24 protein-coding genes are annotated in these 21,064 nt (G+C 70.0%); 14 read left to right on the top strand and 10 right to left on the bottom strand.

Annotated features, from left to right (window positions below):
- The first annotated feature begins 185 nt into the window (after positions 1 to 185).
- Positions 186 to 725: a hypothetical protein gene (locus ACIA8X_RS02875; protein ID WP_393454308.1), complete on the top strand. Its 540-nt coding sequence runs from the start codon at positions 186 to 188 to the stop codon at positions 723 to 725.
- Positions 726 to 913: 188 nt separating this feature from the next.
- Here ACIA8X_RS02875 and ACIA8X_RS02870 read toward each other — a convergent pair whose 3' ends face one another.
- Both ACIA8X_RS02870 and ACIA8X_RS02865 read right to left on the bottom strand, forming a co-directional pair.
- The gene (locus ACIA8X_RS02870) at positions 914 to 1,282 is read right to left on the bottom strand and encodes a DUF6479 family protein (RefSeq protein WP_393454311.1); all 369 of its coding nucleotides are present in this window, start codon (positions 1,280 to 1,282) and stop codon (positions 914 to 916) included.
- 77 nt (positions 1,283 to 1,359) lie between these two features.
- Positions 1,360 to 1,821 (bottom strand): VOC family protein, encoded by a 462-nt coding sequence (locus ACIA8X_RS02865; RefSeq protein WP_393454314.1) that lies wholly within the window; start codon positions 1,819 to 1,821, stop codon positions 1,360 to 1,362.
- 233 nt (positions 1,822 to 2,054) lie between these two features.
- Here ACIA8X_RS02865 and ACIA8X_RS02860 point away from each other — a divergent pair, with 233 nt between their 5' ends.
- Both ACIA8X_RS02860 and ACIA8X_RS02855 read left to right on the top strand, forming a co-directional pair.
- A complete protein-coding gene (locus tag ACIA8X_RS02860) occupies positions 2,055 to 2,783 on the top strand; it encodes a response regulator (RefSeq protein WP_393454317.1) in 729 nt (242 codons plus the stop codon).
- Positions 2,784 to 2,909: 126 nt separating this feature from the next.
- The gene (locus tag ACIA8X_RS02855; RefSeq protein ID WP_399457646.1) at positions 2,910 to 3,671 is read left to right on the top strand and encodes a class I SAM-dependent methyltransferase; all 762 of its coding nucleotides are present in this window, start codon (positions 2,910 to 2,912) and stop codon (positions 3,669 to 3,671) included.
- A 56-nt stretch (positions 3,672 to 3,727) separates the two neighbouring features.
- Here the strand turns inward: ACIA8X_RS02855 and ACIA8X_RS02850 are convergent, their stop codons facing one another.
- From ACIA8X_RS02850 to ACIA8X_RS02840, 3 genes are all read right to left on the bottom strand, one after another.
- Positions 3,728 to 5,203 carry an MFS transporter gene (locus ACIA8X_RS02850; RefSeq protein ID WP_393454323.1) on the bottom strand — a complete coding sequence of 492 codons (1,476 nt, stop codon included), beginning with the start codon at positions 5,201 to 5,203 and terminating at the stop codon, positions 3,728 to 3,730.
- 177 nt (positions 5,204 to 5,380) lie between these two features.
- Positions 5,381 to 6,610, bottom strand: a complete 1,230-nt coding sequence (locus ACIA8X_RS02845; RefSeq protein WP_399457645.1) for a sensor histidine kinase — start codon at positions 6,608 to 6,610, stop codon at positions 5,381 to 5,383.
- Between the two features lie 140 nt (positions 6,611 to 6,750).
- The gene (locus ACIA8X_RS02840) at positions 6,751 to 7,788 is read right to left on the bottom strand and encodes a zinc-binding dehydrogenase (protein WP_399457644.1); all 1,038 of its coding nucleotides are present in this window, start codon (positions 7,786 to 7,788) and stop codon (positions 6,751 to 6,753) included.
- A 191-nt stretch (positions 7,789 to 7,979) separates the two neighbouring features.
- On the opposite strand from ACIA8X_RS02840, the gene ACIA8X_RS02835 reads away from it, so the two are divergent.
- The 4 genes from ACIA8X_RS02835 (at position 7,980) to ACIA8X_RS02820 (ending at position 10,786) form a co-directional block, all read left to right on the top strand.
- Positions 7,980 to 8,486, top strand: a complete 507-nt coding sequence (locus ACIA8X_RS02835; RefSeq protein WP_393454333.1) for a MarR family winged helix-turn-helix transcriptional regulator — start codon at positions 7,980 to 7,982, stop codon at positions 8,484 to 8,486.
- Between the two features lie 48 nt (positions 8,487 to 8,534).
- Positions 8,535 to 9,257 carry a response regulator transcription factor gene (locus tag ACIA8X_RS02830; RefSeq protein WP_393454336.1) on the top strand — a complete coding sequence of 241 codons (723 nt, stop codon included), beginning with the start codon at positions 8,535 to 8,537 and terminating at the stop codon, positions 9,255 to 9,257.
- 234 nt (positions 9,258 to 9,491) lie between these two features.
- On the top strand, positions 9,492 to 10,220 hold the full coding sequence (locus tag ACIA8X_RS02825; protein WP_393454339.1) for a hypothetical protein: 729 nt from the start codon (positions 9,492 to 9,494) through the stop codon (positions 10,218 to 10,220).
- A 41-nt stretch (positions 10,221 to 10,261) separates the two neighbouring features.
- Positions 10,262 to 10,786: a hypothetical protein gene (locus ACIA8X_RS02820; RefSeq protein ID WP_399457643.1), complete on the top strand. Its 525-nt coding sequence runs from the start codon at positions 10,262 to 10,264 to the stop codon at positions 10,784 to 10,786.
- A gap of 82 nt (positions 10,787 to 10,868) precedes the next feature.
- Here ACIA8X_RS02820 and ACIA8X_RS02815 read toward each other — a convergent pair whose 3' ends face one another.
- The 3 genes from ACIA8X_RS02815 to ACIA8X_RS02805 all read right to left on the bottom strand — a co-directional run bounded on the left by ACIA8X_RS02815 (position 10,869) and on the right by ACIA8X_RS02805 (position 12,982).
- On the bottom strand, positions 10,869 to 11,498 hold the full coding sequence (locus ACIA8X_RS02815; RefSeq protein ID WP_393454342.1) for a DUF305 domain-containing protein: 630 nt from the start codon (positions 11,496 to 11,498) through the stop codon (positions 10,869 to 10,871).
- A gap of 122 nt (positions 11,499 to 11,620) precedes the next feature.
- Positions 11,621 to 12,109: a DUF6153 family protein gene (locus ACIA8X_RS02810; RefSeq protein ID WP_393454345.1), complete on the bottom strand. Its 489-nt coding sequence runs from the start codon at positions 12,107 to 12,109 to the stop codon at positions 11,621 to 11,623.
- 174 nt (positions 12,110 to 12,283) lie between these two features.
- Positions 12,284 to 12,982: a TetR/AcrR family transcriptional regulator gene (locus ACIA8X_RS02805; RefSeq protein ID WP_393454348.1), complete on the bottom strand. Its 699-nt coding sequence runs from the start codon at positions 12,980 to 12,982 to the stop codon at positions 12,284 to 12,286.
- Positions 12,983 to 13,246: 264 nt separating this feature from the next.
- Here ACIA8X_RS02805 and ACIA8X_RS02800 point away from each other — a divergent pair, with 264 nt between their 5' ends.
- The 6 genes from ACIA8X_RS02800 to ACIA8X_RS02775 all read left to right on the top strand — a co-directional run bounded on the left by ACIA8X_RS02800 (position 13,247) and on the right by ACIA8X_RS02775 (position 17,627).
- Entirely contained in the window at positions 13,247 to 13,657 is a 411-nt protein-coding gene (locus tag ACIA8X_RS02800) for a sortase-dependent protein (RefSeq protein ID WP_393454351.1), read from the top strand.
- The gene (locus ACIA8X_RS02795) at positions 13,654 to 14,361 is read left to right on the top strand and encodes a class F sortase (protein ID WP_393454354.1); all 708 of its coding nucleotides are present in this window, start codon (positions 13,654 to 13,656) and stop codon (positions 14,359 to 14,361) included. Before ACIA8X_RS02800 ends, ACIA8X_RS02795 begins: the two co-directional genes overlap by 4 nt.
- Before the next feature lie 136 nt (positions 14,362 to 14,497).
- Positions 14,498 to 14,989 carry an RNA polymerase sigma factor gene (locus tag ACIA8X_RS02790; protein WP_393454357.1) on the top strand — a complete coding sequence of 164 codons (492 nt, stop codon included), beginning with the start codon at positions 14,498 to 14,500 and terminating at the stop codon, positions 14,987 to 14,989.
- Positions 14,973 to 15,521 (top strand): hypothetical protein, encoded by a 549-nt coding sequence (locus tag ACIA8X_RS02785; RefSeq protein WP_399457642.1) that lies wholly within the window; start codon positions 14,973 to 14,975, stop codon positions 15,519 to 15,521. The genes ACIA8X_RS02790 and ACIA8X_RS02785 overlap by 17 nt, the downstream gene beginning before the upstream one ends.
- A gap of 237 nt (positions 15,522 to 15,758) precedes the next feature.
- Positions 15,759 to 16,379 carry a lytic polysaccharide monooxygenase gene (locus tag ACIA8X_RS02780; RefSeq protein WP_393454764.1) on the top strand — a complete coding sequence of 207 codons (621 nt, stop codon included), beginning with the start codon at positions 15,759 to 15,761 and terminating at the stop codon, positions 16,377 to 16,379.
- A 285-nt stretch (positions 16,380 to 16,664) separates the two neighbouring features.
- Positions 16,665 to 17,627 carry an alpha/beta hydrolase gene (locus ACIA8X_RS02775; RefSeq protein WP_393454363.1) on the top strand — a complete coding sequence of 321 codons (963 nt, stop codon included), beginning with the start codon at positions 16,665 to 16,667 and terminating at the stop codon, positions 17,625 to 17,627.
- A gap of 927 nt (positions 17,628 to 18,554) precedes the next feature.
- On the opposite strand, the gene ACIA8X_RS02770 is transcribed toward ACIA8X_RS02775, so the two are convergent.
- Complete coding sequence (locus ACIA8X_RS02770) at positions 18,555 to 18,953, bottom strand: nuclear transport factor 2 family protein (protein WP_393454366.1); 399 nt, start codon at positions 18,951 to 18,953, stop codon at positions 18,555 to 18,557.
- Positions 18,954 to 19,046: 93 nt separating this feature from the next.
- Here ACIA8X_RS02770 and ACIA8X_RS02765 point away from each other — a divergent pair, with 93 nt between their 5' ends.
- On the top strand, positions 19,047 to 19,415 hold the full coding sequence (locus ACIA8X_RS02765) for a winged helix-turn-helix transcriptional regulator (protein ID WP_391890207.1): 369 nt from the start codon (positions 19,047 to 19,049) through the stop codon (positions 19,413 to 19,415).
- A gap of 520 nt (positions 19,416 to 19,935) precedes the next feature.
- On the opposite strand, the gene ACIA8X_RS02760 is transcribed toward ACIA8X_RS02765, so the two are convergent.
- Positions 19,936 to 20,766, bottom strand: a complete 831-nt coding sequence (locus tag ACIA8X_RS02760; protein WP_393454369.1) for a pentapeptide repeat-containing protein — start codon at positions 20,764 to 20,766, stop codon at positions 19,936 to 19,938.
- Positions 20,767 to 21,064 lie beyond the last annotated feature (298 nt).

Here is a 21,064-nt window from a genome sequence, read left to right as displayed (position 1 = left end):
CGGGACCTGGCCCTGTCTGTCCGGGCTCCTCCAGTGAAGGTCGGCACGCCCGCGCCCGCACCCCGGCCGTCACCCGTTCGGCCCTCGCCCCGTGGTGACCGCCCTCGGCCGAACCCATCGTCGTACCGACCGCAGAACAACCGCAGAACAACCGCAGAACACGCGAGAAGTGGGGTACGGCAGCCATGAGTCAGCAGCAGTCGCAGCCGCAGTCACAGGCAACCGACGCGGCCCACAGCCACCCCGGAGCCCCGGGCCCCACGCCCACCCCCGGCACGACCGGCGGGCAGCGGCCCGCATCCGCCGTCCCCGGCTGGGTCACCGGCGGACTCGTCTTCGCGGGCGTACTGATGCTGGTGAACGGTCTGCTGGCCGTCCTCCAGGGCATCTCCGCGATCGCCGAGGACGACGTCTACGGCAGTGTCGGCGACTACGTCTTCGGAATGAGCCTCACGGGGTGGGGCTGGACCCTGCTCGTCCTCGGGGCCGTCGTGGCAGCGGTCGGCTACGGCATCCTCAAGGGAGCCTGGTGGGCGCGGATCACCGGCATCTTCGTGGCGTCACTGAGCATGGTGCTCCACTTTCTCTTCCTGCCGTACACGCCGGTGTGGTCGGTGATCATGGTCGGCATCGACTTCTTCGTGATCCTGGCCCTGGCGACGGCCCAGGACATCGCGGACACCTCTAGCGCTTCAACGCACGGCAGCGCCTCAGCAGGTCGTTGATCCTGGCTGGGTCCTTGCGGCCGTTCAGCTCGGCCAGCAGGTCGTCGGGGCAGAACTCAATCCGCCCCCTGTCCGGACACGTGCAGGTGCACGAACGCACTAGTCGTACATAGTGGTACGTCGTCCGGACAGGGTGACATCGCGCAGGCGGCTGCGTCGCCGGTATTTCCCGGCGGTTCACCGGCGGCTCAGCCGTGCCCCAGCCCGCCTCCGCCGAAGGCTCCGCTCTTGCCCGGCAGCCACCGCTTGCGGTGCTGGTCCTCGCTGCGCCGGCTGCCCGCGTGGTGCAGCTCGTGCGGCAGGAGCCGCTCCTTGCCCACTGCGTGCGGCACCTCGTCCGGCTCGCGGATCTCCCGGATCTCGTGGACTGCACCGGTGTCGGGGAGATGCGGCTGCTCGTCGGCCGTGGGCCGGGGCAGCTCTCGATCACGGACCCGCATGCCGAACTGCACGGCCCAGACCAGTGCGCCGGCGATGAACAGGCCACCCACGAAGGCGGCGATCACGTTGAGTACTTCACTCGACGTGGCCGCTAGTACAAACGTCGTCGTACTCATGCCCCAATTATCACCGAAACGGCCGAATAAGCTCCTGGAGGGGCCGGGGAACCACGGAACCGCTTCTCCTCCCGGATCTACGCGCGTTGCCAGCCCTCGTCCCGCCCTTCGTCCGACCCCTCACCCAGCTCCGTGAAGAGCGTCAACTGGAGAGCCCCGGGCGCTTCGAGGCGTGAGTTGAGGGAGTTCCAGGGCGTGCGGGTGGGCTCCGCGACGACCTCGGCTCCGGCGGCGGCCAGCCTGGCCGTGGCGGTCGTCGAGTCGTCCACCTGGAAGGCGACCCGGACGTGGCCCGCGACCCGTCGGCCGACCTCGACCTCGTCGATGAACTCGGCGTGGTTCGGGTCGGTCAGCTCCAGGGTGGCCCGGCCGGCGTCGAGGATCGTGACCCGGCCGCCGGGGGAGGAGAACGCGCCGCGCTCGGGGAGGCCGAGGACGTCCCGGTAGAAGCGCAGCGCCTCGTCGTAGTCGGCCGCGGTGACGACCAGGCGGAGTTCGTGGACGCGTATGGGGTGATCGGCCGGTCGTGCGTCGGACATCTGCGGCCCCTCCTCGGCTTGTGGGCGGTCGTGCGTTGAGAACCGGGACAGCCGGTGAGTGATTCCCGGGCGGGGCGGGGGCGAATACCCACGGCCCCCCACCACCAACTCGTCCGTTCGGCGGAGCCGTCCGCCGGCACGGGCCACCGAACCCGGCCGTTCGGCCGAGGCGGACCGGCCCGGCGTACCGCCACAGTGGAGGCCAGCACCCCACCCGCCCCAGGAGCACGTCGATGTCGTCGATGTCTCATCAGGCCGCCCGGCCGCCCGGCACGACGCCCACCGCAGTCCGCGTAGTCATCGTCGACGACCAGGACATGGTGCGCTCCGGCTTAGCCGCCCTGCTCGCCGCACAGAGCGACATCGACGTAGTCGGCGAGGCCCCCGACGGCGCCCTCGGCGTCGAGGTGGCCCGCCGCACGCACGCCGACGTGGTCCTGATGGACGTACGGATGCCCGGCATGAACGGACTGGAGGCCGCACGACACCTCCTCGACCCACCACCCGGCGTCACACACCGCCCGAAGGTGCTGATGCTCACCACCTTCGACCTCGACGACTACGTCCACGAGGCACTGGCCGCCGGCGTCAGCGGCTTCCTCCTCAAGGACGCCCCGGTCGCCGAACTCCTGCACGCCGTACGGGTCGTGGCGGCCGGCGACGCCCTGCTCGCCCCGTCGGTCACCCGTCGCCTCATCGAGGGCTACACCCGGCGCCGCCCCGCCCGCCGCAGGGAGACCCGGTTGAAGCTGAACGGCCTCACCCCGCGCGAGACGGAGGTCCTGTCTCTGGTCGCGCAGGGCCTGTCGAACACCGAGATCGCCGCCGAGCTGGTCGTGGCCGAGCAGACCGTGAAGACGCACATGACGCGCCTCCTCACCAAGCTCGACGCCCGAGACCGGGCCCAACTCGTCATCTTCGCCTACGAGTCGGGGCTGGTGACACCCGAGGAACGGCCCTGAGCGAACCGGTGCTTCGTAATACCCCAGTACGACATAGCACTTGGCACCCCAGTGTGACGTATCCGCACAAAGCGCCCTCTTACTGTCCCGGTGTCGAGCACACCGAGCCCCACCCAGGAGCAGCGCATGCACCCCGAGTCCCAGCCGAAGTCCCCGCTCAAGCCTCAGCCCGAGTCCCAGCCCATCAACGCCGATCTCGATCTCGATCTCGATCACATCAGCACCCTCTACCGCACCTACGCCGACGACCTCGACCGCGTCCGCGAGAAGCAGCGCCGCCTGCTCGCGCCGCCGCACTCGATGAAGGCCCAACTCGACGACATCGAGGCGGAGATCACCTACCTCCTGCTACGCGGGTCCCGCCCCGAGACGGTCGTCGAGATAGGCACCTTCCACGGCTGGTCCACGACCTGGATACTCCAGGCCCTGCGCGACAACGGCACAGGTCACCTGCACTCGTACGACATCACGGACAACGTCGTACGAGGTGTCCCGGCCCAACTCGCGCGCGGCCACTGGACCTTCACCCAGGGCGACGCCCGGGAGAACCTCGCGAAAATCCCCGACACGGCCGACTTCCTCTTCGTCGACGCAGCCCACTCGGCCCGCTTCGCCCGCTGGTACCTCCAGCACCTGTTCCCGCGCCTGACGCCCGGCATCCCGGTCTGCGTCCACGACGTCTTCCACGGTCGCCGCGCTCTGCCGTTCACCGAGGGCGCGGTGGTGCTGCGGTGGCTGGCGGAGCGCGGGACGCCGTACTTCACGGCGTCCCGCGCTCATGCCCCGGAGACCTACGACCGGCTGAGGGACGTCAAGCGGTCACTGGCGCTCGGCCTGTCCCTGCGGGACAGCCACGACAACCCCATGATCTTCTTCAACCTGCCGTGACCTGCTGACCTGCCGTGACTCGCCCTCAGCCTGCTTGGACCCGTCGTGACTTCTCATCAGCCCGACTTGACCACCGCCAGCCGCGGCTCGTCCTCGGTGGTGGGCCGCCCGGCGGCGCCCCCGCGCTGCTTCGGGATGAACGTGGCGACCGCGAAGGCCAGCAGGGCCGCGCCCGCACCGATGGCCATGACGACCTTGAAGGCGTTCTCCGAGGGCAGCGCAAAGCCACCGAAGTCGGTGGTCATCTGGGCCAGGACGACGCCCGCGATGGCGCTGGCGAAGGAGGTGCCGAGCGAGCGCATCAGGGTGTTGAGGCTGTTGGCCGCGGCCGTCTCCGACTCCGGGACGGCACCCATGATCAAGGCGGGCAGGGCCCCGTAGGTGAAGCCGACGCCCGCGCCGATGATGCAGGACACCAGGATCAGGTGCCAGACCTCGCTCATCAGCACGATGTTCAGGCCGTACCCGGCGGCCACGATCAGCGCGCCGATCATCAGGGTGACCTTGGGACCCCTGGCCTTGGTGACCGCCGCGGACACGGCCGACATGGCCATCATCACCAGGCCCTGCGGGGCCAGCACCAGACCGACGGTGAGCATCGACTTGCCCAGGCCGTAGCCGGTCTGCGCCGGCAGCTGGAGCAGCTGCGGCAGCACCAGCGACATAGCGAACATCGAGAACCCGAGTGCGACGGAGGCGAGGTTGGTGAACAGCACCTGCGGCCGTGCGGTCGTGCGCAGATCCACCAGCGGCTGCCGCGATTTCAGCTCCCACCAGCCCCAGGCCAGCAGGATCACGACCGCCGCGGCACCCAGACCCAGCGTCGTCGCGCTGGTCCAGCCCCAGTCGGCGCCCTTCGAGACGGCCAGCAGCAGGGTGACAAGACCGGCCGACAGCCCGAGCGAGCCGACCAGGTCGAACCGGCCGCCGGTGCGCGCCTTCGACGCCGGTACGACGGCCAGGACCAGCAGGAACGAGAGCACGCCGAGGGCGGCGGAGGTCCAGAACAGCAGGTGCCAGTCCCAGTTGTCGGCGATGAACGCGGCGGAGGGCAGACCGAGCGCGCCACCGACGCCGAGCGAGGCACTCATCAGGGCGGTGGAGCCGGCGAGGCGGTCGGCGGGCAGCTCGTCCCGCAGGATGCTGATCCCGAGCGGGACGACCGCGGCGGCCAGCCCCTGCAGGGTCCGCCCGACGATCATCGGCACCAGCGAGTCGGCCAGCGCGCACACCACCGACCCGGACACCAGCAGGGCGATGCTCGCCAGCAGCATCCGCCGCTTGCCGTACATGTCACCGAGCCGCCCGACGACCGGGGTGGCCACGGCGGCGGCGAGCAGCGTCGCGGTGACCGCCCATGCGGTGTCGGACGCGTCGGCGTCCAGAAGCTTCGGCAGCTCCGGGACGATCGGGATGACCAGGGTCTGCATCAGCGAGACGACGATGCCGGCGAGGGCCAACACGGCCACGACGGCGTTCGGCGCGACGGACTTCCTTCCCGCGTCGGCGGGTCGGGCAAGGGCATGGGACATGACGGAGCCTCCATCGGGGGGTTGGTTCACAGGTTCAGTGGGTGGGTGCGGTGGGTGGGTTCAGTGGGTGGGGTCCGCGGGTTGGTTCAGTGACCTGGCGCGGTGACCTGGCGCGGTGACTGGCGAGGTAGCTGGCGCGGTGACCAGCGCTATGACCGGCGCCGTGGGCCGAGTCGGTCAGGGGGCCGGGAACGGCAGCTCGGCGACCACCTCGAAACCGCCCTGGGGCCGATGCCCCATACGGATCCGGCCGCCGACGGACCGCGCGCGCTCGCGCATCCCGATGAGCCCGTAACCGCCGCGTCCGGAAAGGGAGTTAGCGGGGCTGCCGGGGGGCTGCCCGACCCGACCGCCATTGCTGACGCTCAGCATCAGCCGGTCGTCGCCGTACACCAGCCGCACGTCCGCCGAGTGACCGTCGGCATGCTTGGTGACGTTGGTCAGGGCTTCCTGCACGATCCGGTACGCCGTGAGATCCGCACCGGCGGAAAGGGCCCGCGGCTCCCCCTCCGTCGTGACGGTCACCTTGAGCCCGGCGCCCTCGAAGGACCCCACGAGCTCGGCAAGCCGGTCGAGCCCGGGCGTGGCCCCAGGTCGCGGCCGGTCGTCCAGCTCGTCGGCGTGGTGCCGGAGCAGTCCGACCGTGGCCTTGAGCTCGCGCAGGGCCGAGTCGGTCGTACCGGCCAGCTCACCGGTGATCCGCCCGGCCTCCGCAGGCCGGCCGGGCAGCAGCCGGGCCACGGTGCCCGCCTGGATCTTGGCCAGGACGAGGTGGTGGGCGACGACGTCATGCAGATCCCGGGCGATCCGCAGCCGCTCCTCCACGACCCGCCGCCGCGCCTCCTCCTCCCGCGTCCGCTCGGCGTGCTCGGCCCGCGCCTGTACGGCTTCGAGGTACGCACCCCGCAGCCGCGTCATGGTGCCGAGCGCGGTGGGCAACAGCAGCCAGGCGGCGGGACCGAGCAGCTTGAGGGACAGGGGTTCGTCGTACGGGTCGAGGACCAGGGTCGTGCCGACCAGCAGGACGATCCCCGCGCCGGCGCAGGCGTTGGCGGTACGCCGGTCGGTACGCAGCGCCAGCGTGTACAGCGCGATCATGAGCGGCCCGAGCAGCAGCACGGTCAGGAGGTAGCCGAGCCCGGCCATCACCATGGCGCCCACCGTCGTCACCAGCACGGTGGCCCGCGGCCGGCAGTGCCGCCACATCAACGCGAGGCAGGAGACCCCGGCCAGCAGCACCCCGGGCCACCACGCCGGTCCGGGTTCATGGCCGGGGAGCGTGACGACGGTGCCGGGAAGGGAACAGACGAACACCGCGAGGGCAACACCGGCATCGACGGCACGGGGGTGCCGACGCAGCTGCTGCTGCACGTTGCCGACCAGGGGAGGGGCTATGAGGGGGGCCATGAGGGGGTTCCTGTCAGATGCCGTGACGGCAACGCCCGTCTTTTAGGGGCGCGGGGCTGCATCGATATGCGGCTCCGCCGCGTGGGCGCGACCAGCCACAACGGCGCCGCACCACGCTCGACGACACCGCGTGGCACTACCTACGAGCCAAAGGTGACGACAACCTTCTCCGCCGCCCCCGGCGTCATCGCCAGCCCAAACGCCCGCTCAACCTCGCCAAACGGCACCCGATGACTGATCAGCCTCGCGAAGCGCTCATGGTGCTCCGCGAGCTCCGCGGTCACCTCGAAGATCTCGGTCGGATACCCCTGAGAGGCGATCAGCGTCAGCTCACTGCGCAGCATCCCCCCGAGATCAATCGCGTCGGACTTCTTCTGCACGGCGACCATGACCATCTTGGCCCCCCACTTCGCGGAGTCCACGGTGGCCTGAAAGACCGCGGGCGCCCCCGCGGCGTCGATGTAGATGTCGGTACCGGCCCGGGCCTGCCCGAGCGCGTTCGCGGCCTGGCCGTGCAGTTCGGTGAGCCGCTCGGTGACGTTCTCCTCCGCCGAGTTGATGACGGCGTCGGCCCCGACGGCCAGCGCCGTCTCCAGCCGTTCCGGGATGACGTCGGCGACGACCACGTGCTCGACCCCGCGCAGCTTCAGCCAGATGGTGGCGCCCAGCCCGATGGGCCCGGCGCCGAAGACGACCACCTTGTCGGCGGGGCGGGCCTCGGAGCGGTTCACACAGTGCCGGGCGACGGCCATCGGCTCGTTGAGGGCGGCGACGTCGAAGGGCACATGGGCGGGGAAGACGGCCAGGTTTCTGCCGACCTCCGCCTCCTCGACGAGCAGGTACTCGCTCATGGCCCCGTGCGCACCGCCACACCCGATGATCCCGGAGGGCACGCCCTGCGGGTTGACGACCACCCGGTCGCCCACCTTCAGCCCGCTGACCTCGGCACCGACCTCGACGATCTCACCGGCGGGCTCGTGACCGAGGGGGAGGGCGCGCATCGAGCCGTCGGCGCCGAGGGGCGTGCCGCCGAGGTGGAGGAAGAACGTGTCGGTACCGCAGATGCCGCAGGCGCGGATGCGGACCAGGGCGTTCTTGGGGCCGGGGGCGGGGCGCTCGACGTCGACGACGTCGATCTCGTTCTTGGCGCCGGTGTGGACGGACCTCATGGTGGCCATGGGAGAGCTCGCTTTCTGTGACACCCGGGTTCGGTGACATCCGGGGTTCGTTGACATCCGCGGTTCGTTGACATCCAGGAGTGCCTTGTTGCTTAACTTAGGCAAGCATATTGACGTTACTTAAGTCAAGCAATCTTTTGGGACGTAGAAAACTTTGCTTAACTTAGGCAAGTAGCTGCTACGGTGAAGCCATGTCCGCACTGTCAGCCGCAGCAGCGGCGCCCGTCCCGGCGCACATCGTGGAAATCGAGAAGTGCCTCACCCGGATCACCTACCTGGCGAGCCGGGCGAGACAGCACGAGTACCTGATGGCCGCGGCCGGTCTGCCCCTTGACCGGGCCGCCGTGGCGATACTGCGCCGACTCGCCGAGAGCGAGCCGATGCGGCCCGGCGTGCTGGCCGGGCTGATGGCGGTGGAGGCATCCCATGTCACGCGCCAGGTGCAGCAGTTGGAGCGGGCCGGCTATGTGATCAGGGACGCCGACCCGCACGACCGGCGGGCCCAGCGCATCGAACTCACCGACGCGGGAAGAGCGGCGGTGGACCGCATCCGCGAGGTAGGCCGGATCGGCATGCGCATGGCGCTGGCCGACTGGTCCGACGACGACCTGCGGCAGCTCGCCGAGCTCTTCCACCGGCTGGTCGACGACTTCGTCACCAACGCCGAAATACCGGCCGACCTCGGCCCCACCGCCTGACGACCCGTTCCGGCGCGCAACGCATCCCCCCACACGAAGGGTGTCGCCATGAACGCGAACCTCTCGAACCTCCTGGAGAAACCCGCCCTCCTGGAGAAACCCTCGCCGCCGCGCGGCGACGGACAGTGCGTCTTGGTCGTAGCGGACGATCCGATGGACAGCGAACTGCTCAGCACCACGCTGGAGTTGGCCGGCTACCGGGTCGGCACGGCGGGCACCGGAGCCGAGGGGATGGTGCGGCTGACCGAGCACTGCTTCGACCTGGCGGTGTGGGACGCCGTACTCCTCCCGCACTTCGCGAAGCTGCCGCCCGCCCCGCTGCTCTTCCTCACCACCTGCGACTCGATCCACCGTCTCGTCCCCGAACTCGGCCCGGGCGAGCAGGACTACGTCACCAAGCCGCTGCGGATCGCCGAGGTCCTCGCCCGGGTCGACGTCCTGCTGCGCCGCCGCTGCCCGGAACGCCATGCCGGTCTGCCCCGCTACGGCGACCTGGTCCTGGACGACGCCACCTGCCGGGCCCGGCGCGGCACCCGTTCCCTCGATCTCACCCCCGCCGAGTATCGGCTGCTGCGCCATCTGCTCGTCAACGCCGAGTGCGTGCTGTCGAAGGAGCAGATCAGCCGGCATGTGTGGGGCGACTTCCGGGCGAACGAGGCGATCGAGAAACTGGTCTCGCGGCTGCGTCGCAAGGTGGACAGCGATCCGGGGGAGCCGGCGCTGGTCCATACCCGGCGGGGGTTCGGGTACTGGCTCGGGAGCGCCGGCTGACGGGGCGCGCCGCGTTGCGAGGCCTCGTCCTCGACTTCCTGGCGGGCGAGCCCCCGCAATGCGGCGCGGGGGAGCCGACGTAGCCGGGGTGGCGCACCTTCGGTCGGTCGTCCCGGCACACATCGGCGTCCGCGGCCGCTACCAAAGACGCACAGCGAGCGACGTTCGGCCGACGCGCGCGGTGGCGTCCCCGCTCGACCATGGACCCGTCCGGCGAACGGGAGGAGCGGGAACATGGCGGACCTGCGGGTCGGGGCGGTCGTATCGGCGCTGATGGTGGCTGTGTCCGGTGGGATTTGGGCGGCGGCTCCCCCGGCGTCGGCGGAGGGCGGTCGGCACGCGGCGCGGCAGTTGTATGTGGCGCCCTGGGGGAACGACGGGTGGCAGGGCACCTTCGAGCGTCCGTTCGCGACGCCGGCCCGCGCCCAGCAGGCCGTGCGGGCCGAGACGGCGGGGATGACCTCGGACATCGTGGTAAATCTGCGCGGCGGGACGTACCGGCTGAGCGTTCCGCTGCGGATGTCGGAGGCCGCGGGGGACTCCGGGCGTGGCGGTCACCGGGTGGTGTATCAGGCGTACGGCTACGGCACGGCCCGGCAGGAGCGCGTGGCCCTCAGCGGCGGCCGGGAGATCGGGGGCTGGCGGCCCGACCCGGAGCGGCGGGGCGTGTGGCGGGCGGACGTCGGCCGGCTCGACACCCGGCAGCTGTACGTCGACGGGAGGCGGGCCGCGCGCACGAGTCAGGGCGACGGCATCCCCGGCAAGCTGAAGGTGACCCCTACCGGTCTGACCACCACGAGCTCCGTCCCGCGGACCTGGCGCGCGCCCCGCGACATCGAGTTGCGGTTCCGGTTCGACTACGTCGAGGGCCGCTGCGGTGTCGCGGGCGTCTCCGCCGGCCCGGGCGGTCGGGCGACGATCACCATGGACCAGCCCTGCTGGCGGATGGCCCGCGACCTGTAACCGGCATCCTCTCCGGCCCCAGCGAGGACCTGCGCGGCCTCATGCGCGGCACCCGCATCGTCGGCAACCGGGTCTTCGCGACCAACCGGCTCCTCGCCGACGGCGGCGGCAGCTATCTGCGGGGCGAGCAGGGCACGTCGTACGCGGACGGCGCTCTCGTCAGCGGCAACGCGGTGACGGGCAGCGCGTACGGCGAGTGGAACGTCGGTATCTACACCGACGACAGCAGCAGGTGGATGACCGTGCGCGACAACGCCGTCCACAGCTACCGCGCCTCGATCGGCGGATGCAGCGAGGAGTGGGGCGACCGGCTGGTGCGGAACATCCGCTACGACGGCAACTTCTGGGACGACGCCGTCCCCGACTGGCTGCCCCGCCGCGACCACCCCGGAGGCTGGCCGCCCGCCCCGGACTGCGGCGACCCGCACGACCTGGAGTTCACGGGCAACACGCCGCTGACCCCGGCCGACCCCGCCGCCGACTGCGCGGCCCGCCCGGAGTGCGCCGCGATCGTGGACCGGGCCGGGCCGGGGGCGTCGTATCGGAGCGGGTTGGGCCTGGACTGAGGGGAGGGGCAGGAGCGTGGCGGTTCGATGCGCGGAGGGCGGGCGGCGGGGTGTGGATCACGCCCCGCCGCCCGCCGGGGCGTCAGCCGCCGGTCTTGCCGAGCAGCTTGTTCATCTCCTCGATCTCGGTGGTCTGGGCGGTGATGACGGCGTCGGCGAGCTCGGTCGCCGGGGCGTACCGGCCCTTCGCCTTCTCGGTCTCGGCCATCTCCACCGCGCCCTCGTGGTGCTCGACCATCAGGGTCAGGAACAGGGTGTCGAAGTCCTTGCCGGATGCCTTCGACAGCTTGTCCATGTCCTCCTGGTCCATCATCCCGGCCATGCCGGAACCGCCGGAGTGACCCGAGTGGTCCATGCCGGGCGCGGCCGACGGCACGTCCTCACCCCAGGCCTTCAGCCATCCCGACATGGTCGCGATCTCCGGGTCCTGCGCCTCGCGGATGCGCGCGGCGAGGTCCTTGACCTGCGCGGAGGAGGCGCGGTCGGCGGCCAGTCCGGCCATCTCCAGGGCCTGCTGGTGGTGCGGGATCATGCCCTGGGCGAAGGAGACGTCCTGCGCGTTGTGGGCGTCGGTGCTCGCCGAGGGCGACGTTTTGGCGCCGGAGGCGGTGTCCGAGCCGTTGTCGGCGCCGCACGCGGCGAGGACGAGGGCGGCGGTGGTGGCCGTCGCGACCAGGGCGGCGCGACGGACCAGGGTACGGGTGCTGGTCATGCGGGAACTCCTGCGGAGTGCGTGAATGTCGCCACGCCTCGATGGGCGCGGCGCGGGCATGGCTGAGTGCCGTGCGTTCGTACGCCCCTCAGGCGGGGGAACGGCGACGGTTCGGCCTTGTCCTAAGTCCGCAGGATCTGCAGTTCGGCGAGTGAGGGAGGCGCGCGTCCGCCCTCCGGCGAGGCGGCCACGGAACGGCCGTCGACGTCGCCGGAGACGGCATGACCGGCCGGATCGGGCAGCAGGGCCGGCAGCACCGGGCCCGCACCGACGGCACCGGAGGCGCAGGTCGGGTCGGCGTGCTGGGCGTGCCCGCCGCCCGTGGTGCCGCCGTGGCAGACGGACTCGTCGGCGGTGCCCGGCATGTGGGCGGCGGCGGTCATGGCGGGCGCGGGCATGTGGGCGGCGGTCGCGGCGCGTGCGGGCATGTGGGCGGCGGCAGCCATGGCACGCGCGTGCGGGTGAGGGGAGGAGGCGGCGGTGACCGCGTTGCCCGGCCCGAGCGCGTGCATCCCGAACAGCCCCGCGAGCAGCCCGAGCAGCAGAAACATGCGCCACGGCCCCGTCACCGGGAGCCGCGGCGCACGGAGTCGCTGTGCGCGGGCTGTCACGCCCTCATCGTACGGATGCGGATCGCGGTCGACTCACCCGGTCGCCAAGGTCACCAGGTCACCAGGTCACAAGGTCACCAGCAGCGCGTGGAGCCCGTAGACCACCGAGTCGTGCTTGCAGGGGAGTGGCGTACGTACGTGGGAGGGGGTTGGGGCGAGGTCGTCGGGGCTCGGTCAAGGGGTGGCGGATTGGCGTACGTCGGAGAAGACCGGTTCCGGGGACGGTGTCGGCGGAGCCAGGAGCAGCCCGGTGAGGGCGTCGGTCAGGGCGGTCGCCGTGGCGTCCCAGGTCAGGGGGCGTTCACCGGTCCTTTCGGCGAGCGCGCGTTCCTGCTCGGCGCAGGTGTGGGTGATCAACAGGCGTGCCATGCGCCCGCGTTCGGCGCGTACCTCGGCGGGCAGGAAGTCGAGGCGGCTGCCGAGGCCGCGCAGGGTCCGCTGGAGAGGTTCGCGTATGAGCGCCTCGTCGGTGACGAGCACCCGTAACACCGGGTCGGTCATCACGAGTGCGGAGAAGCGGGCGTGCCAGGAGGGGACGCCGAGCGAGTCGAGATGCGCGGTGACGGGCCGTACGAGACAGGCCACCCAGTCCCGGACCTCCGGCACGGTCTCCCCCGTGCCCATCTCGTCGAGCATCCGCTCCCGGGCGTCCTCGATCGCCTCGGCGTTGCGGCGCATGATCGCGCGCACCAGCCCCGACTTGCTGCCGAAGTGGTAGCCGACGGCGGCGACGTTGCCCTGCCCCGACGCCTCGCAGATCTGCCGGTTCGACACCGCTGCCAGTCCGTGCTGGGCGTAGAGCCGTTCGGCGGCGGCCATGATGACGTCGCGGGTCTCGGCGGAGCGGTCGGTGTGGGGGGCGGTGTCCGTCATGTAACCCAGCCAAGTTAAATCACGTGACTTAATCAAGGGGGAGTGGGCGTCTGTCTTGAAAGGGAGCCGAGGAGTCCGGAACCGATCGGCAGACTCGACAGTCGCCGGGCTGATCGGTGGGCGCCGGGCTGATCGGCAAGCTCGGCGACTTTGCCATCTCTTTACAACCCGCCCTACCGCCCCGTCGTCTCTCCGCTCGACCGTCATCCAGCCCGCCGCGTACGGCAGTACCGGGCGGGCCGACGAAAGAGAGCGAGCGACTCAATGCGCCGAACCGTCCTGAGCGCCCTGGCACTTACGGCCACCGCCCTGCTGGCGAGCACCGCCCCCGCCTTCGCCGACGGGTCCACCCCGACCCCGGCCCCCAGCCGGACGGCCACGCAGCCGCCGGCCACCGCCGAGCCGAGTGCCGAGCCGACCACTGACGCCAGTGCCCGGCCGACCCGCCCCGCCTCGCCCGTCCCCTCGGCACCGTCGGAGGCCGAACCGACGGGCCCGTCGGACGGCGGTCAGGTCTCCGCCGTGCCGTCCGGGGCGCCCGACACCGGAGTCACGCCGGCATCCTCGTCGTCCGGCACCACGGGCGGGCTGATCGGCGGCGGTGCCGCGGCCGTACTCCTCGTCGGCGGCGCGACGGTCTTCGTCGTACGGCGTCGGCGGGCGAACGGGGTATGACGCCGCTGTTCGGGCCGGCGTCGCCCACGCCGCTCTCCAGGCGCGCGTTCGGTACGGCGGCCACGGCGGCCATGGCCTCGCTGCTGGTGGGATGCGGCGGCCAGGGACAGGAAGTGGAGCCGGCCGCGAGCGGGCGGTCCCGGAGAACGCGCGGCACGAAGGGGGCGGGCGGCGAGAGCGACGGTTCGTCTTCCTCGTCCTCTTCCTCCTCTTCCTCGCCGTACGCGAACTCGGCGCGGGCGCTGGGACGTTCGTCACCGGTCCGGCTCCAGATCCCGGCGATCGACGTCGACACCCCCGTCATACGGCTCGGCCTGGCGTCGGACGGCACGGTGCAGGTGCCGCCGATCACGGCCGACGACCGCGCGGGCTGGTACCGGCACTCGCCGACGCCGGGTCAGGTCGGCCCGTCGATCCTCCTCGGCCATGTCACGGTGGGCGCCTACGGAGACGGGGTGTTCCGGCACCTCACCCGGCTGCACCGGGGCGACCGGATCGTGGCGCGCAGGGAGGACGGCAGCTCGGCGGAGTTCACGGTCAGCGCCGTACGGACGGTCGCCAAGGCGGACTTTCCGACGGACGACGTCTACGGGGACGTAGACCGTCCGGAGCTGCGGCTGATCACGTGCGGGGGGCCGCGGGACGGGGAGGAGTACCGGGACAACGTGATCGTGTTCGCCAGGCTGACCTCCACGACACCCTGACCGCCCACCCCGCCGCATTCACGGCACGCGCGGATACCGGGCTTCAGGACGGATCCCGGGCTTTCGGAACGGCGGCCGACGGCCCGGCATCTTCCCCCGCGAGTGCGGCGCGTGTTCATCACCACCCTGGAGAGCGTTGAAACGGTCCCGAGACAAGGCGGCGTCCGAGCTGTTCGCCGCCCTGTACCCGCGCCTGGCCGGCTGGTGCCGCCGTCTCGTCGACGACGACGAGACGGCCCACGAGATCGCCTCCGAGGCCTTCACCCGGCTCTGGGCCCGCTGGAGCCGGGTGGAGGAACCGCGCGGCTTCCTCTATGTCACGGCGGCCAACCTGGTCCGGGACCACTGGCGCAAACTGGAGCGCGAGCGCAAGGCGATGCGCCGGGTCACGGCGGAGGCCGAGGCCAACTCCCATACGGAACCGGCGGACCCGTCCGTACGCCTGCTGGTCCAGTCCCTCCCCGAACGCCTGCGCACCCCGATCCTCCTCCACTACTACGCTGACATGCCGATCCGGGAGGTGTCCGTGCTGACCGGACGTAAGGAAGGAACCGTCAAGGCCGACCTCCACGCGGCCCGCGAACTGCTCCGCGTCCACCTGAGGAGAAGCCTTGACCACACGCTTTGACGAGGACCCGGACGTCCCGGAGCTGTCCCCCGACGACCCCCTCGCGGTGATCCTGCGACCTCCCTCCGAGCACCTCGCCGCACCGCCCGGCCACTACGAGGCGGTCCGCCGCAGGGCATCACGGCGCCGCCTCCTGCGTACGGCGGCGGGTCTCGGCGCGACGTGCGCGGTCGCGGCCCTCATCGCGGTGCCGCTGCACTTCGCCCGGCCCGACGGCCCCACGACCCCGACGCCTCCCCTGGCACCCCCGCCGGCGACGAGCCGTACGACATCGCCCGAGCCGTCGTTGCCCTCCACTCCGTCGCCGTCGCCGTCGCCCTCGTCCGCGGAATCGGCTTCGCCGACGCCGACGGTGCCACCGGACACCGCGGGGGTTCCGACCGCCACGAGCGACGCGACGGACGCGTCCCGGACGCCGGACAGTTCGGCGGCGGTTACGGCGGAGCCGTCATCGGGGGCGTCATCTGTGCCGACGACGCCTCCGCCGACGGAGCGGGTGGGAACGGCGGCCGCGCCTACGCGAGTTCCGTGAATCTGGCGCGATCCGGCGTTGCGGAGGTGTCGTAAGGGGCGCAGCCTGGGCACTGCGGGAGCGCTCCCACGCCTCCCGTACCTTCCGCACTCCCCCCACTTCCCCCCACTTGAGAAGAGGGAAATCGTGCTGCATTCATCGCGTCTGCTCTGTCATGCTCACGACACCACTCACCTCGACGCCAATCACCTCGGGAAGTCCGGACGATCCGCATCCCGCCCGCTCCTCCCCCTCCTCCTGAGCGTGCTCGCCGCACTGCTCCTCTCCCTGATCCCCGGAAGCGGAACCGCCGCTGCCCACGGCTCGGTCGTGGACCCGGCATCCCGCAACTACGGCTGCTGGCTGCGCTGGGGCAACGACTTCCAGAACCCGGCCATGGAGCAACAGGACCCCATGTGCTGGCAGGCATGGCAGGACAACCCGAACGCCATGTGGAACTGGAACGGCCTGTACCGCAACGGCTCCGCGGGCGACTTCGAGGCGGTCATCCCCGACGGCCAGCTGTGCAGCGGGGGCCGTACGGAGGGCGGACGCTACAACTCCCTGGACACGGCCGGTGCTTGGAAGACGACGGACGTCTCAGGCAACTTCACGGTCGACCTCTACGACCAGGCCAGCCACGGCGCGGACTACTTCCTCGTCTACGTCACCCGCCAGGGCTACGACCCCATCACCCAGCCCCTGCGCTGGAGCGACCTCCAACTGGTCGCCCGCACCGGCGAGTACGCCCCCAGCCAGAACTACTCGATCGACGTGACGACGTCGGGCCTCACCGGCCGCCACGTCGTGTACACGATCTGGCAGGCGTCGCACATGGATCAGACGTACTTCCTGTGCAGTGATGTGAACTTCCGCTGAGTCGGTGCTGATCGCATCGAAGTGGTACGTGGGTCCACTCCCCTCCCTCGCCCTGAACGGTGAACGCGCCGGCGATGAAGGACTCGGGCCGGCTTCCGCCGGCCGGGCTCCGAAGTCGAGGGTTGCGGGGCGCGCGTCTAGGATGGGCGTATTGCCCCATTCGAGGGGTTGGTCGGGGCTCGGATCAGAGCCCGGGCCCGCGGCGGCGTGGACCCCCGCAGGGGAGTCACCACACACGCACCACCCTCTACTTTTGAGCTTCTCAGCACTGCCAGGAGCACTGTCATGACTGCTCAACCCGACTCGATCGTCCTGGAGCGCCCGGCGCAGGAGCTGGCCGACGCGACCTCGCACCATCCGTTCTTGTACGAACTGAAGCCGGTCGAAGCACGCAAGGTCCTCGACGACCTGCAGGCAGCGCCGGTCGACAAGCTGCCGGTCGACGAGGAGTGGATCACCGTATCCGCCTCCGTGGGCGACGTACGGGTGCGCATAGTCAAACCGCAGGGTGCCACCGGACCACTGCCCGTCGTGCTGTACATGCACGGCGGCGGCTGGGTGCTGGGCAACGCCGCCACCCATGACCGCCTGGTACGGGAGCTGGCGGTCGGTGCCCGCGCAGCGGTGGCCTTCGTGGAGTACACGGCCTCACCGGAGGCCCACTACCCCGTGGCCATCGAGCAGGGCTACGCCACCGCGCAGTGGATCAAGCGTGAGGGTGCGTCCAAGGGCCTGGACGCCGGGCGCATGGCAGTGGCCGGCGACTCGGTCGGCGGGAACATGACGGCCGCGCTCGCCCTGATGGCCAAGGAACGCGGTGACGTCACCTTCGTCCAGCAGTCCATGTACTACCCGGTCACGGACGCGGCCATGGACACCAGGTCCTACGAACAGTTCGACACCGGCTACTACCTCAGCCGCAAGGCCATGGAGTGGTTCTGGGACGCCTACACCACCGACCCGGCGCAGCGCGAGGAGATCACCGCCTCCCCCAACCGCGCCTCCACCGAGCAACTCGACGGTCTGCCGCCCGCCCTCCTGATCGTCGACGAGGCCGACGTGCTGCGCGACGAGGGCGAGGCCTACGCCGCCAAGCTGCGCGCAGCAGGCGTCCCGGTCACAACGGTGCGCTACGACGGCGCGGTGCACGACTTCATGATGCTCAACTCACTGAGCCGGACCAGGGCCACCCGAGCGGCCGTGGACCAGGCTGTTTCGCTCCTGCGCGATGCCCTCGGGACCGCTTAGCGAACGAAGCCCCGCTTTAGGGGCTGTACAGCTGGTCTCGCTTGCCCCAGGTGTCCTGCGAGCCGCCAAACGCGACAAGCGGCCACACTTCACCATGGATCACGGCTGGATCACCGCCCGTCCGCATGGGGACGTTCGATGAAGAACAGGGCGAGATCTCCGATACTGAGGTACGCCTATGCTCCTCTGTGGCCATGGAGCCGATATGGACCAGTGTTGTGGCCGTGGCCGGCACGTTGCTGGGCGCCGTAGTCACCTATCCCTTTCAGCGGCTTGCAGCCAAGCAGCAGAGGTTGCGCGACGAGCGGATCGCTGCGTACACCGCGTTTGCCTCCGCCGTAGAGGACTTCCGGTGGGGGCAGGCCGAGCGCTACTTCAGCAAGCAACGGAATCCTGACGGGGAGGCCTCTCGGTTGGCTTACCAGGCGCGCTGCGAACGACAGCGAGCGGGACCAATTGGACGACGTCGCCAAGGCAGCCATCAGAGACTTCGTCGACTACGCGTCGAAGCATGTCCAGTAGCCGAACTCGACGTACGGCTCGGCGGGATCTGCTTGCTGTAATAGGCCCGGCCTTCCTCCAACACGCTTTCCAACTGTGTTGGTGGGGCGATGGGTTGTGTACAGGGGCGTCCACCTGCGTTCATGGGCGGTTGGCCGCTGGTGCGGGGACGGCTCCGGGTCTCGCCTGAACGACATTGAACGGCGCTGAATGAGACGGAAACTGAGACGGGCCACGACCGAGATAATCGTGCCGATGATGTAGAGGCCGACTGTTTTCACTTGCCGCCGTCGGGTGAGACTCGTGTTCGGAGTGGCAGGTGTTGGGCGGTGCGTCAACCCTCAGGCTTCGGCCTCCGTACAGCACCAGCCACTCCACTCCACTGCGTTGGGCGGCTGCAACGGCTCTGTCAGGGCCGCCCGGTGTTCAGCTGGCACCCCAGAAGGCGTCCTCGGCCTGCTGGTCGGCGGAGAACAGCCACACTTCCGCGATCTTGTCGCCCTCGACCCTCAGCACGTCGACGCCGTCCATCGACATCTCATTGCCCGCGCGCTTGGCCGAGAAGTGGATGGGGATCGCGACCAGTGCGCCGTTGACCATGGGGTCGCCGGTCAGCTGGAGTTCGAAGGTTCCCTCGGTGGCGGTCATCTGGGTGGCCAGCATCTCGCCTACCGCGGCCCCGCCGCTGTGGGTACCGGAGACCGCGTTGTCGCCGGGCTGGTGCCACACGATGTCGTCGGCGAACAGGCCCGCGACCGTGGCGAAGTCCTTGGCGGACACGGCGTCGACGTAGTGGCGGGCGACAGTGAGCGTGTTGGACTCCATGGTTCTCTCCTTCGTCGGGTTCTTGCTGCTGGAGCCCTATACTCACCATCGGTAACCAGTCACCTCAACGTAACCAATGGACCGGTGTGACGCATGCCACAGCATCCGGATTTCAACGTGATGACCGCGACCTGCCCTTCCCGCACGTCGCTGGCCCGCATCGCCAACAAGTGGACCGCCATGGTCGTCATCGCCCTCAGCGGCGGCAGGATGCGCTTCCGCGACCTGCGCACCACTGTCGACGGCATCAGTGCCAAGGTCCTCACCGACACCCTGCGGGATCTGGAACGTGACGGCCTCGTCACCCGCCATGTTTACGCCGAGGTGCCGCCGAGGGTCGAGTACGAGCTGACCGCGCTGGGACGCACGCTGCACATGCCCCTGGAAGCACTGGGCCGCTGGGCCGAGGAGCACATCGAAAAGGTGCTCGCAGCGCGCGAGGAGTACGACGCCCGTCGCTGAGTGACCGATAGCCCAGTGCCGTACAGCGCAATCAGCTTGGGAAGCTGCGATCATCTGCGGTTAGTTCGGCCGCTGACCTGCGTGAACGGCCGGACCGCGGACGCTCTGGGCTGAGCCCCATTCCCCGTGATTCCCCGCTGTTCCCCGCCCGATCTGGTGCGCTTGTGGTGCGGTCGTGGTGCGCGCGTTGGGCCAACAGGCTTACACCAGAGCTTCACGTCCACCAGACTCGTTCTGGTTGACCAAGGTCTTGGGACCACGCCAGCGCTACTCCCGCCCACCCCTCCAACCCCCACTTGATCCAGGGTTGAAGATTGTCGCGCAGAACGATGAACCACGGTGACGAATGGCGCCACCCCACCCGCGGGTAGCCATCAGTGGCCTCACTTGATGCTTGACACCGCTTGCCTCGGCTTGGCTGTGCGCCTGGATGTGGCGCATGGTGAGGGTCGGGGCCGTGCTGGTGGAGTTGAGCGTGGTCGAGCAGCGCTATCACGCGGTCATGGACGTGATGCATGGATCACCCTCGATCCTCGACCTCTGCGATCCGCGCTCGCACTCGGGGATCTTCGGCGATATCCGTGGGCAACAGCGTCTTGGAGTCCGGCACTGCCGATACGACCTGCTCGGTCGTGAGTGTGAACGTTCCTCGCAGATCAGTGCCCCGGATATCGGCTCCCCGCAGGTTGGTCGCGTTGAATCCGGCGTGGTAGAAGTGCGCCCCGCGTAGGTCAGCGCCTCGCAGATCGGCTCCGCGCAGGTGCACGCCCTCCATCCGCGCACCGCGGAGATACGCCCCGCGCAGGTCGGCCTCCCGCAGGTAGGCGAACCGCAGCCAGGCGCGATTCAGGTCTGCGCCCCTGAGGTCCGCCAGGTTCAGAAATGCCCCCTCCAAGCGGGCTCCGTACAGGTACGCACCGCGGATCGCGGCATTACTGAGTTCGACGCCCAGTGCGTCGCCACGGCGAATGGTCCGGCTGCGCAGCACTTCGAGAGCGGCAGAGACGTCGGCGGCTGGATAGGGCGGGATCACAGCGATCTTGCCACTGGACGCAGTGTGGGGCCTGCGGGTCGGCGCGTGCACACGCACGAAGGCGCACAGGATCCGGACGATGCTTGGCCGGTCGCGTGGCGAGTCCCTCATGATGCGCTGGAGGGCGAAGGCTCCGCCAATGCGCTGGTCGATGGAGTCCGATCCGAGGTTGGTGACTGCCGCGGTGTAGCGGTCGGTAATCTGCCCCTGCTCGGCGATCCGGAGTTCCTCGCGTGTCTGGTTCACCGAAGTGAACGTGAAGATCAGCGCAAAGAGTGCGGCCATGCCGGGCAGGAGTGTGGCGAGCACCGTGGCCATCTGGATGCGTAACAGGCGCTTCTCCGTGGGCGTGACAGGATCCGCTACCGGTTGGCTTCCACGATCCGGCAGGCCTCTCGGCGGCGCATCGGCTGCATCATCGGGGGCACCCGGTGTGCCATCCGGCTGTGCGGGGCCTTCCGGCTCTCCGCTCGGCTCCGGTGACAAGTCGTCCGATTCTCCGTCCGTGCCTATTGGCGACGCTCCTCATCTCACCCTAACCACCGCATAATGGCCCAAACTTGCAGCACGCCGGAGCAGCGTGAGGCGATACGCCGATCTGGTGAGCTGTGGTTGT

Source organism: Streptomyces sp. NPDC051738, assembly GCF_044453205.1.
Taxonomy (GTDB): domain Bacteria; phylum Actinomycetota; class Actinomycetes; order Streptomycetales; family Streptomycetaceae; genus Streptomyces.
The sequence above is the reverse complement of the archived record's forward strand: the minus strand, read 5'-3'. Positions and strand labels throughout refer to the sequence as shown.